We start from the raw sequence: 16131 nt of genomic DNA on the forward strand, positions 1-16131 counted from the left end.
ACACGAACCTGGGTAACAATGGTGCGTCGTCGATGGGGAAAATTGTCTGGTTGATCAGGAAAATCGCTTTTTTCGGCTAAATCCGCCGTTGCGTTAAACCCCCAGGCACTTTGCCAGTCGTAGTCCTATAAGCTGTTTAAAAGACTGTTGCCCAGCCAGTCGTATTCAGGAGTCCTGTGCAATGACGCGCACTCGTAAAATTCTCGCTTGGAGCTGCGCCAGCTTCGTTCTGTTGATTGCCATCGTGGTACTGGTGTTGGTGTTCTTCGACTGGAACCGCATCAAGCCGCCCCTCAATGCCAAAGTCTCCGAAGAACTGCATCGTCCATTCGCCATTAACGGCAACCTCGCGGTGGTGTGGCAGCGTGAGCCCGATGAAGGCGGCTGGCGCGCCTGGGTGCCGTGGCCCCATGTGATTGCCGAAGACCTGACCCTGGGTAACCCCGATTGGTCGAAACAACCGCAGATGGTCACGCTCAAGAAGGTTGAGCTGCGCATTTCGCCCCTGGCCTTGCTGGTGCAGCGTGTGGTGATCCCCCGCATCGACCTCACCGAACCCAGTGCCCAGTTGCAGCGCCTGGCGGATGGCCGCGCCAACTGGACGTTCAAGTTCGACCCCAAGGACCCCAACGCCGAACCGTCCAACTGGGTGGTGGACATTGGCGCCATCGGCTTCGACAAAGGCCATGTGACCCTTGACGATCAAAGCCTCAAGACCCAGCTGGAGGTGATCATCGACCCGCTGGGCAAGCCGATCCCCTTCGGTGAAATCGTCGGCGACGCCGATGCCAAGAAGGCCCTGGAAAAAGGCTCGGCGCCCCAGGACTACGCGTTCGGCCTCAAGGTCAAAGGTCAATATCATGGTCAGAAGCTCGCGGGCACGGGCAAGATCGGTGGCTTGCTGGCCTTGCAGGACGCGGCCAAGCCGTTCCCGCTGCAAGCCCAGGTCAAGATCGCGGACACCAGCATCGCCCTGGCCGGCACCCTGACCGACCCGCTGAACCTCGGCGCCCTGGACCTGCGCCTGAAGCTTTCAGGCAGCAGTCTGGGCAACCTGTATCCGCTGACCGGCGTGACCCTGCCGGATTCGCCGGCCTATTCCACCGACGGCCACCTGATCGCCAAACTGCATGAAGCCAGCGGCGCCTCCTTTCGCTACGAGAACTTCAACGGCAAGATTGGCAACAGCGACATCCACGGCGACCTGGCCTATGTTGCCAGCCAGCCACGGCCCAAGCTCAGTGGCGCGCTGGTGTCCAACCAACTGCTGATGGATGACCTGGCGCCTTTGATTGGCGCGGACTCCAACGCCAAGCAAAAAGCCCGTGGCGGTGAAAGCAAGCAACCGGCGACCAAAGTGCTGCCGGTTGAGGAGTTCCGCACCGAGCGTTGGCGCGATATGGATGCCGATGTGGAGTTCACCGGCAAGCGTATCGTGCACAGTGCCGACTTGCCCTTTACCGACCTCTACACCCACCTGGTGCTCAACGACGGCCAACTGAGCCTTGAACCCCTGCGCTTTGGCGTGGCCGGTGGGAAGCTCGATGCGCAGATTCGCTTGAACGGCCGCACTACGCCGATGGAGGGCCGCGCCAAGCTGACGGCGCGCAACTTCAAGCTCAAGCAGTTGTTCCCGACTTTCGAACCGATGAAAACCAGCTTCGGTGAACTCAACGGCGATGCTGATATTACCGGGCGCGGTAACTCGGTGGCGGCACTGTTGGGCACATCCAACGGTGACCTGAAGATGCTCATCAACGATGGTGCCATCAGCCGAAGCCTGATGGAAATCGCCGGGCTCAACGTGGGCAACTACGTGGTCGGCCGCCTGTTCGGCGACGAAGAGGTAAAGATCAACTGCGCGGCGGCGGACTTCGGCATCAAGACGGGCCTGGCGACCACACGGTTGTTTGTGTTCGATACCGAGAACGCGATCATCTACATCGACGGCACCGCGAATATGGCCACCGAGCAACTGGACCTGACCATCACGCCGGAATCCAAGGGTTTTCGCCTGTTCTCCCTGCGTTCACCGCTTTACGTCAATGGACCTTTCATCAAGCCCAATGCTGGCGTGAAAGCCATTCCGTTGGCGCTACGTGGTGCAGGCATGGTCGCCCTGGGCGTGATCGCCGGGCCGGCCGCCGGCTTGCTCGCCTTGGTTGCCCCAAGCGGTGGCGAGCCCAATGAGTGCGCACCGTTGCTGCAACAGATGAAGGAAGGCAAGGCGCCCAAGACCGTGAAGTAATTGTGGGAGCGGGCTTGCCCGCGATAGCGGGGTATCAGTCAATGATTTATCAACTGATCCAACGCTATCGCGAGCAAGCCCGCTCCCACAGGGGGATGTTGCGGTGTTAGTTATTACAGATCCTGCAGAATATCCGCCATATCGTCCGCGTGTTCTTCTTCCTGAGCCAGGATGTCTTCGAAGATGCGGCGGGTAGTCGGGTCTTTGTCACCGATGTACTGGATGATCTCGCGGTAGCTGTCTACTGCGATCCGCTCGGCCACCAGGTCTTCGTAGACCATTTCCTTCAAGGTGTTACCCGCCACGTATTGCGCATGGGAGTTTTTCGACAGCAGGTCGGGGTTGAACTCCGGCTCGCCGCCCAGTTGCACGATACGCTCGGCCAGTTTGTCAGCGTGCTCGGCTTCCTGGGTCGCATGTTCCAGGAACTCATCGGCAGCCACGCTGGCCTTGAGGCCGTTGGCCATGAAGTAGTGACGCTTGTAGCGCAACACGCAGACCAGTTCAGTGGCCAGCGACTCGTTGAGCAGTCGGATGATTTCCTGACGGTCGGCGTCGTAGCCTTCGGTCACGGCACCGTTTTCGACGTTCTGGCGGGCGCGGCTGCGCAGGGTCGCAACGTCAGTCAGTTGTGCTTGAGTCATTTCAATCTCCTGGGGCTAATCCGGTTGTACGCCACGCTCTGCCGGCGTGATCGCTATTGGTTGTGAGTCCCGGGCCAGGCGAAAAGTTTTATCGGATTTAACAGGATGCGTCCTGAGGGCGTCTGACCGGTGTGGTCCAGCGCTCCGACAGGATCACTCCACCCAGGGTCAGCAAGCCACCCACCAGGTGATACCGCGCCAACTCTTCCTTCAGCACCACCGCCGCAATCAGCGCGGTAATCAGCGGCAGCAGGTTGAAGAACAACGTGGTACGGCTGGGCCCCAGGGTCTTGACCGAGTGCATCCACGCCAGCGGTGCCAGCATCGAAGCCAGCAGGCAGGCATATAGCACCAGCGGAATATTCGCCCAGCCCAAACCGGCCTTGGCCGAGAACAGATACAGCGGCAGCAGCACCATCACCGCGACCAGCACCTGCAAATACAGCAGCACCAACGGCGGCAGGCGCAGCTGCCATTTTTTCAGCAGGGTGCTGTAGACCGCATAAGCCAATGTTGCCACCAGCATCATGCCGTCGCCCAGGTTGACCCCATGTTGCAGCAACGCGCCCAGGCTGCCGGCCGACACCACCACGACCACGCCTGCGAACGACAGCACCGCGCCGGTCAGCGCACCGAAGGTCAGGCGTTGGCCAAGGCTGATGATCGCGGCGGTCAGCGCCATCAACGGCATCAGAGACAGGATGATGCCCATATTGGTGGCGCTGGTCAGCGTCGCGGCGTAATAGGCCAGGCTCTGATACACCGCCATGCCGAGCACGCCGAGGATAAAGATCTTGCCCAGGTTGGGACGGATCTGCGGCCAGTGGGCGACCACCGGTTTGAGCATGAACGGCGTGAACAGCAACGCAGCGAACAGCCAGCGGTAAAAGCCGATTTCAGCCGGGAAGATCGAGCCCACGGCCAATTTGTTGACCACGGTGTTGCCGGCCCAGATAAAGATAGCCAGCAGCGGATACGCGTATTGCATTGAAAAGAAACCCAGTGTGTTGACGAGGCAGGATTATCCTCTGTCTGGATCGAAGCCTATACTGCGATCCAGACAACTGAGCGTTGAATCCAGACAATATGTCCCGACACACCGTACGCCTGCCCGATTTCGCCCGCCTGCCAAGCCCGGTGTACTTTCGGTATTCCGATTTTGCCCCGGACACCGAATGCACCCCCCACCAGCACACATGGGGCTCGCTGGATTACTCGGCCAGCGGTGTGATGCGCATGGAAGTGGCGGGCAATCGCTTCATGTCGCCACCGCAATACGCCGTGTGGGTGCCGCCGCTTACCGAGCACAGCTCCTACAATGCCGAGGCGATTGTCTACCACTCCGTAGGGCTGGCGCCGCAGCTGTGCGAGCAGTTGCCGCAGCAGCCTTGCACCCTGGCGATCAGCGACATTCTCAAGGCGATCCTCAAGGATTTCGCCCTGCGCGATGTCAATGCACCGCGCACCGATGCCGATATCCGCCTGGCCCAGGTGCTGGTGGACCAGCTCAGGCAGGCGCCGGTCCACGACTGCTTCCTGCCCTACGCCCGCCACCCGGGATTGCTTGGGGTCTTGGAGGGCATGCAGGCAGAACCGGGAGACAACCGCCCTCTGGCGCAATGGGCCGAGCAGGTGCATGTGAGCGAGCGCACCCTGGCGCGCCAGTTTGTGCGCGAGCTGGGCATGAGCTTCGGCGAATGGCGCCAGCGCTTGCGCTACCTGGCGGCCATCGAAGCGCTGGACAGCGACCGCAGTGTGCAACACGTGGCGTTTGATCTGGGCTACAGCACCGCCTCAGCGTTTATCGCCATGTTCCAACGCCACGCCGGCTGCACGCCGGAGCAATATCGGCGGGCGAACATTCGTGGCCGGTGAAGTTGTAACAGGTTTTGACTACACTGCGCTGTAGGCCGTGCCCGTCGGCACGGTAACAGGGAGAAAACTCCATGAAGATGCTGCGTATTCCGTTGTTGATGATGGGCCTGCTGATGTGTGCCCAGGGTTTTGCCGCCACTGCCCAGCAAAACAAAATGACCACCTGCAATGCCGAGGCCACCACCAAGACGCTCAAGGGCGATGACCGTAAGGCCTTCATGAAGACCTGCCTGTCGGCACCTGCCGCCAACGACGCCAAGACCCTGACCCCGCAGCAGCAGAAGATGAAAGACTGCAATGCGTCGGCGAAAACCAAGGCGTTGACCGGTGATGCGCGCAAGACATTCATGAGCACCTGCCTCAAGGGCTGATCGCGAGTTCACGAATGCTGCAGAACCCCTGTGGGAGCTGGCTTGCCTGCCTCGGTATGACGGATACACCGAGGTGCCCGCATCGCAGGCAAGCCAGCCCCCACACTTGATCGTATTCACAACACCCGCTCTCGCTTGATTCTTCCAAGGCTGGCAGACTGCCCATCCTTCAACGCCGTTTGTTTTGAGGCTGTATGCCAACGTTTTCTCAGCGTCATGTGTTGTTGCTGTCCAGCTACATCATCATTTTCGGCGGGTTGCTGCTGGTACTGCCGCTGAAATTGCTACCCAGCCTGCTGGCCGGCCTGTTGGTCTATGAACTGGTCAACATGCTCACCCCTCAACTGCAACGCCTGATCGAAGGCCGGCGCGCGCGCTGGCTGGCGGTGGCCTTGCTGGGCACCTTGATCGTCAGCGTGTTGGCCTTGATCTTCGCCGGCGCCATCAGCTTCCTGCTCCACGAAGCGGAAAACCCCGGGGCTTCCCTGGACAAATTCATGGGCGTGGTCGACCGCGCGCGCGGGCAATTACCGCCGTCCATCGATGCTTACCTGCCCGCCAGCGCCGCGGAGTTTCGCGTGGCCATCGGTGATTGGCTAAGCAAGCACCTGAGCGAACTGCAACTGGTTGGCAAAGACGCCGCCCACATGTTCGTCACCTTGCTGATCGGCATGGTGCTGGGTGCGATCATCGCCTTGCAGCGCGTGCCCGACTTGACCAAGCGCAAACCCCTGGCCGCCGCGCTGTTCGACCGCCTGCACCTGTTGGTCCAGGCGTTTCGCAACATCGTCTTCGCCCAGATCAAGATCGCCGCGCTCAACACCGCCTTCACCGCGGTGTTCCTGGCAGTGGTGCTGCCGTTGTGTGGCATTCACCTGCCGTTGACCAAGACCCTGATCGTGCTGACCTTCCTGCTCGGTCTGCTGCCCGTGATCGGCAACCTGATCTCCAACACCCTGATCACCATCGTGGCGCTGTCGCTGTCGATCTGGGTGGCGGTGGCGGCGCTGGGGTATTTGATCGTGATCCACAAGGTCGAGTACTTCCTCAACGCGCGAATCGTCGGCGGGCAGATCAGTGCCAAGTCATGGGAATTGCTGTTGGCGATGCTGGTGTTTGAGGCAGCGTTCGGCCTGCCGGGGGTGGTGGCGGGGCCGATTTACTATGCCTATCTGAAAAGCGAGCTGAAGCTGGGTGGGATGGTTTAAGCCTTGTGCCGCCTGGGCTGACGCCATCGCGAGCAAGCCCGCTCCCACATTGAAATGCGATCACCTGTGGGAGCTGGCTTGCCTGCGATGACGGCCTGCCAGCCGAAGCCTATCTACCTGAAACCCCAACGATCCAACTATGTGGGCTTGCTCGCGAAGGGCGCGCCACGGTTTCAGCTAAAACTCAGCTGCCGTAACGCTTGCTCGCCTCAATCGCCAAACCACTGCCAATGCTGCCGAAGATATTACCTTCCACATGCCGCGCATTCGGCAGCATTGCCGAGATGCTGTGGCGCAGTGCCGGAATGCCGCTGGAACCACCGGTAAAGAACACCGTATCCACCTGGGCCACGCTCACCGAGGCGTCATTGAGCAACTGCGTGACACTGCCGCGCACGCGTTCGAGCAGGTTGTCGATGGACGATTCGAACAGCGCCCGGCTCAGGTCTACGCTCAGGCCCGCTTCGATGCGGTCCAGCGGCACGTGGCGGCTGTCTTGATGGGTGAGCTGGATCTTGGTTTCTTCCACTTCCATGGCAAGCCAGTGCCCAGCACGCTGTTCGATCAGCTTGAACAGGCGGTCGATGCCGCCGGTGTCTTCGATGTCGTAGCGCATGCTGCCCAGGGCCAGCTGGGATTTTTGCGAGTACACCGAGTTGATGGTGTGCCAGGTCGCCAGGTTCATGTGGTGGCTGGTGGGCATGTAGGCGCCGCTCTTCATGCGGCTGCCGTAGCCGAACAGCGGCATCATGCCAGCCAGCGAGAGTTGTTTGTCGAAGTCGGTGCCGCCGATGTGCACGCCGCCGGTGGCGAGGATGTCGCTCTGGCGGTTGTCGTTGTGACGACGATCCGGCGACAGGCGCACCAGGGAGAAGTCGGAGGTACCACCGCCGATATCGACGATCAACACCAGCTCTTCTTTCTCGATGGTGGACTCGTAGTCGAACGCCGCTGCAATCGGTTCGTACTGGAACGAGATGTCCTTGAAGCCGATCTTGCGCGCCACATCCACCAGGGTGTTTTCCGCTTCCTGGTCGGCCATCGGGTCGTCATCGACGAAGAATACCGGGCGGCCCAGTACCACTTCTTCGAATTCACGACCGGCGTTGGCTTCGGCGCGGCTCTTGAGCTGGCCGATAAACAGTGCCAGCAGGTCGGTGAAGGGCATGGCAGTGCCGAGCACGCTGGTGTCGTGCTTGATCAGCTTGGAACCCAGCAGGCTCTTGAGCGAGCGCATCAGGCGGCCTTCGTAGTTCTCCAGGTATTCGTGCAGCGCCAGGCGACCGTACACCGGGCGGCGTTCCTCGAAGTTGAAGAAGACCACTGACGGCAGGGTGATTTTTCCGTCCTCCAGCGCGATCAGCGTCTCCTCGCCGGGGCGGATCCAGCCGACGGTGGAGTTGGACGTGCCGAAGTCAATGCCGCAGGCACGGGCTGGAGATTCGTTTTTCATGTCTAACAGGTTCCGGTCAAAAAACGGCCGCGCAGTGTATGTCACTCGCGAGCGGATGCGTAGACCGGTGATCCGTAAATCAGTGCGTAATCGCGCTACATAGCTACGTCTTGAACCGGCGGGGGCTTGGTTAGGCTGCGGTTTTACTGCCCTCACGGACGAACTGCTATGCCTGATGCAACCTTCAATGCCGACCTGCGCGGCGTGCATTACGACTTTCTCAAACAACGCGTGCCGAACTGGTTCAAGGAAGGTACGCCGCAACGCCAGGAAGAACTGGGCAAGCACGAGATGGATATTCCTGCGTGGTACCTGGCCGCCACCCACACGGACAAAACCACCCTGGCGGCGCAGCATTCGCGCTTTCGTGAAACGCTTAATTCGATTGAGGCGCACCTGGGCCAGATTGAAGACGTCCTGACATTCGCCGAGCAACCGCTGAAAGATGCGATCAAAAACGAGTTCAATCTGGAGCTGGATGTACGCAATGTGTTCTTCGTGCGCAAGTATGGCTCCAAAGGCGCTCGCGATGACTTCTACGGTGCCTTTGTTTTCGAACAACAAAATGACGCATCGCTGACCTACACATACCGCGGCATTTCATTGCTGGAAGCCGCCCTGGCCAATTTCGAGGCCGATGAAGAACAGCCCTGCGCGTGCACCGATTGCCAACTGATCACCACCTTCAACCCGCAAAACCCCAACATCATTGCGAGCTTCGCGGCGGTCAATGCCCAAGCTGTAGCAATCGCCCCCCACGCGTTCGCCAAGCTCTGCCGCACTCTGGACCTGGGCGCGCTGTACCAGGCGCATATCAAGGCGGTGGTTGAACCTGCAGACGCCGGCGAGCGCCAGGCACTGCAGCAGCTACTCGAGGAGCACCAGCGCCAGCAGCTTGCAGTGTGCATCGAGATTGCCAGGCTGCAGTTGAACGGAGCGCTGAGTGCCGATGCCTATCGAATGCTCAAGCAGGTGGTGACCGGTTCTGATATCCCCAGGCTTGGTGGGAAACCGGTGACTTATGCCGCACTTAAAGTATTCGATAGCGTGTTGGTAGGGCCGCTTTTGATCGGGCCCGATCGTCAAAATACGAGCCGCTCCGAGCCGCTGGTGGTGTACATCCCCGGTGACCCCCAGCAGCCCGTCAAGGAATATGCGTCAAGTAGCGAGTTCATGGCTGACTTGCGCACACGCCTGCACAGCGCATCGTATCGACGCTTTTTCAGCCGCTTTGTGCCGGTGCGCGACCAAGGCGGTTTTTTCGCCCGGTTCAATCGGTTGTACCAGCCTGCCAACAACGGAAATGGCGGGGCAGACTATCCGCTGCGCACACCGTTAGCGCGGTTGCCGATGCAAGACTGGGTCGTTGCCGGTGACCTGTGGCAGCGCAGTCGCCAAGCACATATCAGCAAGATTTTGAGTGATGCACGTGCCGTGGCCGTGCCCACTGAAGATGAAGACCGCAAGGCTCGGCTCGAACGTTTGGAGAGCTTTTTCGACGCGGCTGTCAGCGTGTTCAACCTGGCCGCTTTTGTAGTGCCGGGGCTGGGGCCGATCATGCTCGCGGTGGGTGCTTCGCAAATGTGCTACGAAGTGTTCGAGGGCATTGAGGCCTACGAACAGGGCGAGCCGCGCCAGATGTGGGCGCATTTCGCTTCCGTGGCGCTGAACGTTGCCTTCATCGCCGCCGGTTCCAAGGTGTTGCCTGCCGTCAAATGGCAGAGTGCGGTGGATCATCTCAAACCGGTGACGCTGCCAACAGGCAAGCAGGTGCTGTGGAACCCTGATCTTGCGCCCTATGCATCGCCACTCAAACCCTTGCCCGAGGCCAAGCCCGATGCGTTGGGCCTGTACGAGCACGAAGGCCAACAGTTGGTGCCGTTCGACGACTCCCATTATCAGGTCAAGCAAGACCCACACACAGGTCAATACCGCATCCAGCATCCGAGCCGTCCCAATGCCTATGCGCCGGAACTGGAGCACAACCATAACGGGGTCTGGAGCCATGAACTGGAGCAACCGCTGACGTGGGACGAGCCCACGCTGCACAAGCGCCTGGGCCTCGTCGGACAGTCCGAACCGCTACGTATCAGCGGCGTCGAGACCGATGCGTTGCGCCAGACCATGGTCGATCATGAGCCGCTGCCGCTCTTGCTGGACGACACCCTCAAGCGCCTCGAACTGCACCGGCAGTTCAGCACCTTTGTCGAGCAAATCAAAAGCAGCGACCCGCTGGTGTACCTGAAAGCCGATCCTGTGCTGCAATTTGACATGCTCCAGCGCCGCGGTTTGCTGCCCGATAACGTACCGCTTAAAGTCATTGGCCCCACCGGCGATGTGCTGTGGGAAACCGCCGATGCGCCAACTTCAGTGCGCAAGCGTGTGATAGTGCTGACCGAAAGCACCGTGGCTCAGGGCCGCTTGCTCAGGGAGTTGCTGTACACCTTGCAGGGTGTCGACCCGCAGCTCAAGGAGTTCCCGGGTAGCCCCGATCAATCCCTGGACGTTCGCTGCGGCCAACTGCGCCAGTACCTCGGCGATGCCGTGCAGAGTCTCAAGGGGCCATTGCTGGAAGAACGCTACCGAGCGCTGAACCCCGCGCCCGATGCGGATGTACAACGTGTGCTGGACGCATTCCCGGCCTTGCCGACCCTGGCGGCCGAGCGGCTGTTGCAAGGGGCTGCGGCAAACGAACTGGAGGCCTTGCGCAGCAGCGGTCGCTTGCCTGAGCGATTGGCCGAGCAAGCGAAATGGTGTGCCCAGCAAACCCGTGTGGCGCGTGCCTACGAGGGCCTGCACCTTGACACTCAGACCGGACTCGACAGCCATCGCTTGGCCTTGCGCACCCTGGAAACGTTGCCAGGATGGCACCGAGGTTCGCGGCTGGAGTTACGCCAGTATTCCCCTGAGGGCACGGTGCTCGATGCCATCGGCTCACCCGATTTCCCGCACAAGCGAACCTTGGTGCTGCTGGAGAGCGGCGAATTCCAGGCTTCCATGCCCGGCGATTTCTACAGTGCCATCTGGGAGCAACTGGCGCTCGACGAGCGTCAGCGCCTGGGCCTGGGCAGCGCCGCTGAGCTCAAGCAGGCGATTCAGCGCAGCCCTTTACCACGCACGGAGCTGCTTACGGTGCTGGAGGCCAACCCACTGCGCAAACCGGAGTATGACCCGATGGTTCGTCTGTTGGGTGGCGGGCCGGGGTTTCGTCTGTTCAGGAAAATTGGCAACGCGTTGCGCACGGACAGAGGGCGTGTACGGCAGTTGTTTCCCAGCTTCAACGAGGAGCAAATCACCGCGTTTATCCAATCCTTGGGTGATGACGTGACTGGGGGACTAGCGCGGCGGGAGGAAGAGTTTCGGGCACTGAAAAAAACCTTGAAGGTGTGGTGGCGCGCCCAAGGGCCGCAAGCCATGAATGCCTACAGCGTTCAGACAGAGCTGGTCAATCAAGTCGTGCGTTGCTGGCGGCGGGAAACCGGGGCGTCACTGAAGCTGCATTACGGCAGGGGGGAACGGTTTGATTTGCCGCCAGTGAGTGCAGATTTCAGTCATGTGCAACACCTTGAGCTGTCCGACATCAGTTGGTCGAGCAACGCGGGCAAGTTTCTCGACAACTTCAGGCATCTGGAGGGTTTGAAGATCTTCAATGGCGACGTTGCCGAATTTGCGCCTGTGATCGGGGAAATGAAAAATCTGACTTCGTTGAGCATCACCTTCAGCGGGCTTCGATTGACACCGCACAGTGCGCACTTGTTAAGCCGGCTCAGCGCGCTTGAAAACCTGGACCTGATGCATAACCCGTTAGGTACATTGCCCGACTTCAGTGGTATGCCAAACCTCACGGAGTTGAACTTGCGCGGTACGCAGATTGACCGGTGGCCTTCTGGATTAACCAGCCTGACCGGATTAAAGCGTGTCGACCTGTCGAATAACCGACTGCAGGAGGTCCCCGCGCAACACTTGACGCCGCCGGCGGATCAGCTCGAAGCGGTCGTGCGCACGAATAACGTCACCATCGTGCATGGCAACCCCTTTGCGGCCGACTATTGGCAGAAGTTCGACCAGTATTGGAAGAACCTGACGCAGAACCATCCGCGGCTCCTGCGAGGCGCCCTTGAGGACGCCTTCGACAGCGCGAATCCAAGGCTTCGGGTTATGCAGAAACTATACCCGAACAACAGCGTGCAGTTTTCCAGAGGGATGATTTGGGCGTTGGGCGAGGCCTCCGAGGCAGAACTGGCGTCGCGTGAGCAGGCATTTGACACGCTGCTGCGTCAGTTGGAGGGCTGGCGGTTCTCCGGCGGCGGTGAGCGCCAGCGCTATGTGCGGGTTGGGCAACGTTCCACCGAGGTGGCGGCACTGAGTGATCGCGCAACGGCCCAGCAACGTATCTTGAGTTGCTGGCGCAGGGAAACCCCGCAGCAACTCACCCACGCGGGTGACCCCTTCGGTCTGGAGCTGGACCTCAGTGGCCTGAACCTGCCGAGCCTGCCTGATCTGGATGCGGATTTCAGCCATGTCGGTTCACTCAAATTGAGCAACATGAACCTCAATACGTCGCCTGAAGGTTTTCTCTCTGGCTTTCGAGGCGTGCGCTGGCTGGACCTGTCGAGTAACCGGTTGCGCGAATTGCCACCGGCGCTGGGGCAGATGCAGGGCTTGACCCGGCTGTCCCTGCAAAACAACCGGATACGCCTGCCCCCCGATTCTGCAGCGATGCTGTCGTCACGCACCACGCTCAGGGCGTTGCTGCTCAATTCAAACCCACTGGGTATCACGCCGGATTTCAGTCAAATGTCGGATCTGCGTTCATTGGGCATGGGGGCAACCGGCATTGATAGCTGGCCGACGGGCTTGGGTGGCCAACCAAGCCTGGATGCGGTGTACCTCAGAGCTAACAATATTTCCACATTGCCCGATTCGCTGATAGCCCCGCCGGACGAGCAACTGGCACAGACCCTGCGCGTCACCCGTGTGACCGATCTGGATTTGAACCCGTTGTCGGTCGAGACGCGACAACGCATAGTCGCTTACGGCAACCGGCTAAGTGCGGGAGAACGAGCCACTAACAGGCTGGTCGCCAGCGTCATGCGGGTGGCTGATCGTCCTGTGGTGTTGGCTGCCACTGATGCTCCGTTCCGGCGCTGGTCCACCGGGTTCTCCACGCAACAGGTTGCGCAGCGCAGACTTCAATGGGCCGCCCTGCAGGCCCTGCCCGGTGCGCAAGGTTTCTTCGAAGTGCTGCGTGACCTGGAAGTCGCACCAGCAGGCCATGCAGACTTGCAGCGGCGCGTGTGGGACGTGATCGATGGCATCACGCAAAACAGCGCCGAGTCCGAGCAGTTGCGCAAGGAAATGTTTGAATGGGCGGGCAGGGCGGCCTGTTGTGATCGCGCGGCCCTGACCTTCAGCAACCTTGAGATCCTGCTGATGACCCACAACGCCAGGACCCTCGCACTGGACGCGTCCCAGGGAGCGGCGCTGCTGAAACTGTCCAGAGGGTTGTTGCGCCTGGAGGAGCTGGAGAAGATCGCACTGCAAGATATCGATCAGCGTAGAACTGCGATCCGCAAGCGCGACGACTTGACCCCCGCTCAGCGCGAGGTGGAGTTCAGCCGCTTGGAAGAGGTGGAGATTCGGCTGGCGTATCGTCATGGCCTGAAGGATCGCCTTGAGTTGCCGGGCCAGCCGCAACAGCCACGGTTCGCCCGTCTGGGTAATGTCTCCTTGGAGATGCTTAATGATGCCTATCAGCGAGTCATCAGCCTCGATAACTCCGCACAGGAGTTTCAGGCCGTGCTTTCAAGGGACTTCTGGAAAGATTATGTGGCGAACAAATACCGCGCACGGTTTGAAGTACAGAACGAGCCCCATCACCAAAAAATGGATACTTTGCGGCGTGATTTCGAGGCTGGGACGTTATCGCGCGCAGCCTACGATGCCAAGGCCGAGGAGTTGCAGGCACAGTTTGCGATTGAAGAAGCGCAGTTGATTGAAACCTTGACCCGCGATGAAGTGGCGCAGGCGTTGGTACCCACGGCAACGCTTGAGGCGCTGGTGGAAAGCACCTCCGTGAACCTGCAACTTTCCCAGGCGCAAGCCATTGAATTCAATGGCAAGCAATATTTTGTCGCGAGCATGCCCGACGCGGGCGACGGTGAGTACTACGTGCTGTGGGTACAGGCGGTGGACAATCCGTTGCTGTTGACCAGCAGCGGTGTGATTGCCAAGCCTGATATCACCGGGGTCTGGAAGCGCCGGGGCCTGAGGGGCGGGATGGTACCGCAAGGTTCGGACGATGAATTTGTGGAGGCCTCGGAGTCCATGCCGGTGCGGCCATACACGGCGGGCGAACTCAGCTATATGCGCCGTGAAATCCATTTCACGGCCAATCCCAATCCGGCCGGCAGCTACGTCCGTGCCAACAACGGCAAGTATCCGCTGAGGGATTATCAGGGACGGCCTATTCGAATCAGGTCGCTGGAGAAGCAGGTGACCCAGGACTCGGGCGCCCACTACACCTCGGCGCAGATCAAGCCTTACATCCAGTTCGAGGGATATGAACAGGTCGGCGCGCGCTATGAAGCGCAACTGCAACTGCGCACGTTCACCGAACAAGACGTGAAAGTGCCGGGCGAGAAAGCGTTGATCGGCCAGTCGATGGTGGTGGCCAACCGCCGAATCGCCAAAGGCGAAATCGTCGGTGTGTACGGCGGTACCGTGCTGCCGTTCGGTATCTTCGGGCCTGGCGAACAGACCTATACCATGAAGGTGGGCAGCCAGAGGGTTGCCCACGGGAACACGCTGGTGGAAGAACCGATTCACTTGTCGGGTGACAACATCCTGTCGCGAATCAACACCCACTTTGAGTACGACACCAACGGCACACCCCTGCGCCAGGCGTTGGGAGGCTACAACGTTGAGACCGTGGCTTTCGACGTCGAGGCCGACATGTGGCTGGGCGTGGGGCCTGACGCGCAGATCAAGCGCAAGCTATTTTTACTCAATGCCATTTTCGCTACCGAAGATATCGCCGCTGGCACCGAGTTGCGTTTGGACTACCAGTACACCGAAGACATGATAAGAGGCCGATTTGCCTGATTCTTGCGTTGCGGGTAACGCGTCTGTCGTCGTAAATAGACGCGTCCTATCTTGAAAGTCCATGTTTTGCCCCAATCTTGTGGGCATATCCAGGCGGTACACAGCCATTGCATTGATGCCGTGTATCGCCATTTAACTTATGACGCGCCCTGACATCAATTCCCAGGCTGCCAGCCATGGCGTGCCGTGTGGCGGGCTGCGCGATATCGATAACGGATGGTGATGCCCCCATGGATTTCAAAGACTACTACAAGATTCTCGGTGTCGAGCCAACGGCTGACGACAAGGAGATCAAGTCGGCTTATCGCAAGCTGGCGCGTAAATATCACCCGGACGTGAGCAAGGAAAAGGATGCCGAAGCCAAGTTCAAGGACGCGTCCGAAGCCTATGAGGCACTGAAAAGTGCCGACAAGCGCGCCGAGTACGACGAGCTGCGTAAATACGGCCAGCATGGCCAGCCGTTCCAGGGGCCGCCGGGCTGGCAGAGCCGTGGCGGCTTTGGCGGTGGCCAGGACGCGGGCGACTTCTCGGATTTCTTCAGTTCGATCTTCGGCTCGCGCGGTGACGCTTTCGGTGGCGGCCAGCGCCGTCCCGCCGGGCGCAAGGGCCAGGATGTGGAGATGCAGTTGACGGTGTCGCTGGAAGAAACCCTGTCGACCGAGTCCAAGCAGATCAGCTTCCAGGTGCCCCAGTACGATGCCTCCGGCCGGCACGTCAGCAACACCGTCAAGAGCCTGAACGTGAAGATCCCGGCCGGTGTGGCCGATGGCGAGCGCATTCGCCTCAAGGCCCAGGGTGCGCCTGGCATTGGTGGTGGGGCCAATGGCGACTTGTACCTGATCATCAAGTTTGCACCACACGCCAAGTTCGAGGTGGATGGTGAAAACCTGATCATCAACCTGCCGCTGGCGCCGTGGGAGTTGGCGCTGGGTACGGAAGTCGCGGTGCCCACGCTGACCGGCAAGATTAATCTCAAGGTGCCCGCCGGCAGCCAGAACGGCCAGCGCATGCGCGCCAAGGGCCATGGCTTGCTGAACAAGGCCGGGCAGCGCGGTTATCTGTTCATCCAGCTCAAGGCTGTCATGCCCAAGGCGGCGGATGATGAGGTCAAGGCGTTGTGGGAGGCCCTGGCGCAAAAGGCTGCGTTCAATCCGCGCGAGCAGTTCTGAACAGATCATTGATTTAGTTAGCGCCAGCCGCAAAAACGGCGTGCCTAGGATGACAACCT

9 protein-coding genes are annotated in these 16131 nt (G+C 60.1%); 6 read left to right on the top strand and 3 right to left on the bottom strand.

What is annotated here, in order from left to right; translation table 11 throughout:
- Nucleotides 1–181 precede the first annotated feature (181 nt).
- Nucleotides 182–2248 carry an AsmA family protein gene (locus MHH62_RS27390; RefSeq protein ID WP_339232178.1) on the top strand — a complete coding sequence of 689 codons (2067 nt, stop codon included), beginning with the start codon at nt 182–184 and terminating at the stop codon, nt 2246–2248.
- Nucleotides 2249–2361: 113 nt separating this feature from the next.
- On the opposite strand, the gene MHH62_RS27395 is transcribed toward MHH62_RS27390, so the two are convergent.
- Nucleotides 2362–2892, bottom strand: a complete 531-nt coding sequence (locus MHH62_RS27395) for a ferritin-like domain-containing protein (RefSeq protein ID WP_014716698.1) — start codon at nt 2890–2892, stop codon at nt 2362–2364.
- Nucleotides 2893–2989: 97 nt separating this feature from the next.
- Entirely contained in the window at nt 2990–3880 is an 891-nt protein-coding gene (locus MHH62_RS27400; protein ID WP_032904034.1) for a DMT family transporter, read from the bottom strand.
- 98 nt (nt 3881–3978) lie between these two features.
- On the opposite strand from MHH62_RS27400, the gene MHH62_RS27405 reads away from it, so the two are divergent.
- From MHH62_RS27405 to MHH62_RS27415, 3 genes are all read left to right on the top strand, one after another.
- The gene (locus tag MHH62_RS27405) at nt 3979–4767 is read left to right on the top strand and encodes a helix-turn-helix transcriptional regulator (RefSeq protein ID WP_003188122.1); all 789 of its coding nucleotides are present in this window, start codon (nt 3979–3981) and stop codon (nt 4765–4767) included.
- Between the two features lie 71 nt (nt 4768–4838).
- Nucleotides 4839–5138, top strand: a complete 300-nt coding sequence (locus tag MHH62_RS27410; protein ID WP_014716700.1) for a PsiF family protein — start codon at nt 4839–4841, stop codon at nt 5136–5138.
- Nucleotides 5139–5332: 194 nt separating this feature from the next.
- Nucleotides 5333–6346, top strand: a complete 1014-nt coding sequence (locus MHH62_RS27415) for an AI-2E family transporter (protein ID WP_003188124.1) — start codon at nt 5333–5335, stop codon at nt 6344–6346.
- A gap of 184 nt (nt 6347–6530) precedes the next feature.
- Here the strand turns inward: MHH62_RS27415 and MHH62_RS27420 are convergent, their stop codons facing one another.
- The gene (locus tag MHH62_RS27420) at nt 6531–7799 is read right to left on the bottom strand and encodes an Hsp70 family protein (protein ID WP_014716701.1); all 1269 of its coding nucleotides are present in this window, start codon (nt 7797–7799) and stop codon (nt 6531–6533) included.
- 168 nt (nt 7800–7967) lie between these two features.
- On the opposite strand from MHH62_RS27420, the gene MHH62_RS27425 reads away from it, so the two are divergent.
- The gene (locus MHH62_RS27425) at nt 7968–14903 is read left to right on the top strand and encodes a DUF6543 domain-containing protein (protein WP_339232180.1); all 6936 of its coding nucleotides are present in this window, start codon (nt 7968–7970) and stop codon (nt 14901–14903) included.
- Between the two features lie 230 nt (nt 14904–15133).
- Nucleotides 15134–16072, top strand: a complete 939-nt coding sequence (locus tag MHH62_RS27430; RefSeq protein ID WP_014716703.1) for a DnaJ C-terminal domain-containing protein — start codon at nt 15134–15136, stop codon at nt 16070–16072.
- Nucleotides 16073–16131 lie beyond the last annotated feature (59 nt).

Source organism: Pseudomonas sp. FSL L8-0168 (assembly GCF_037976155.1).
GTDB lineage: Bacteria > Pseudomonadota > Gammaproteobacteria > Pseudomonadales > Pseudomonadaceae > Aquipseudomonas > Aquipseudomonas paracarnis.

Excerpts from the sequence above, each read along its gene's own strand:
- MHH62_RS27390 (WP_339232178.1), top strand. The coding sequence starts at position 182 with ATGACGCGCACTCGTAAAATTCTCGCTTGGAGCTGCGCCAGCTTCGTT.
- MHH62_RS27395 (WP_014716698.1), bottom strand. The coding sequence starts at position 2,892 with ATGACTCAAGCACAACTGACTGACGTTGCGACCCTGCGCAGCCGCGCC.
- MHH62_RS27400 (WP_032904034.1), bottom strand. The coding sequence starts at position 3,880 with ATGCAATACGCGTATCCGCTGCTGGCTATCTTTATCTGGGCCGGCAAC.
- MHH62_RS27405 (WP_003188122.1), top strand. The coding sequence starts at position 3,979 with ATGTCCCGACACACCGTACGCCTGCCCGATTTCGCCCGCCTGCCAAGC.
- MHH62_RS27410 (WP_014716700.1), top strand. The coding sequence starts at position 4,839 with ATGAAGATGCTGCGTATTCCGTTGTTGATGATGGGCCTGCTGATGTGT.
- MHH62_RS27415 (WP_003188124.1), top strand. The coding sequence starts at position 5,333 with ATGCCAACGTTTTCTCAGCGTCATGTGTTGTTGCTGTCCAGCTACATC.
- MHH62_RS27420 (WP_014716701.1), bottom strand. The coding sequence starts at position 7,799 with ATGAAAAACGAATCTCCAGCCCGTGCCTGCGGCATTGACTTCGGCACG.
- MHH62_RS27425 (WP_339232180.1), top strand. The coding sequence starts at position 7,968 with ATGCCTGATGCAACCTTCAATGCCGACCTGCGCGGCGTGCATTACGAC.
- MHH62_RS27430 (WP_014716703.1), top strand. The coding sequence starts at position 15,134 with ATGGATTTCAAAGACTACTACAAGATTCTCGGTGTCGAGCCAACGGCT.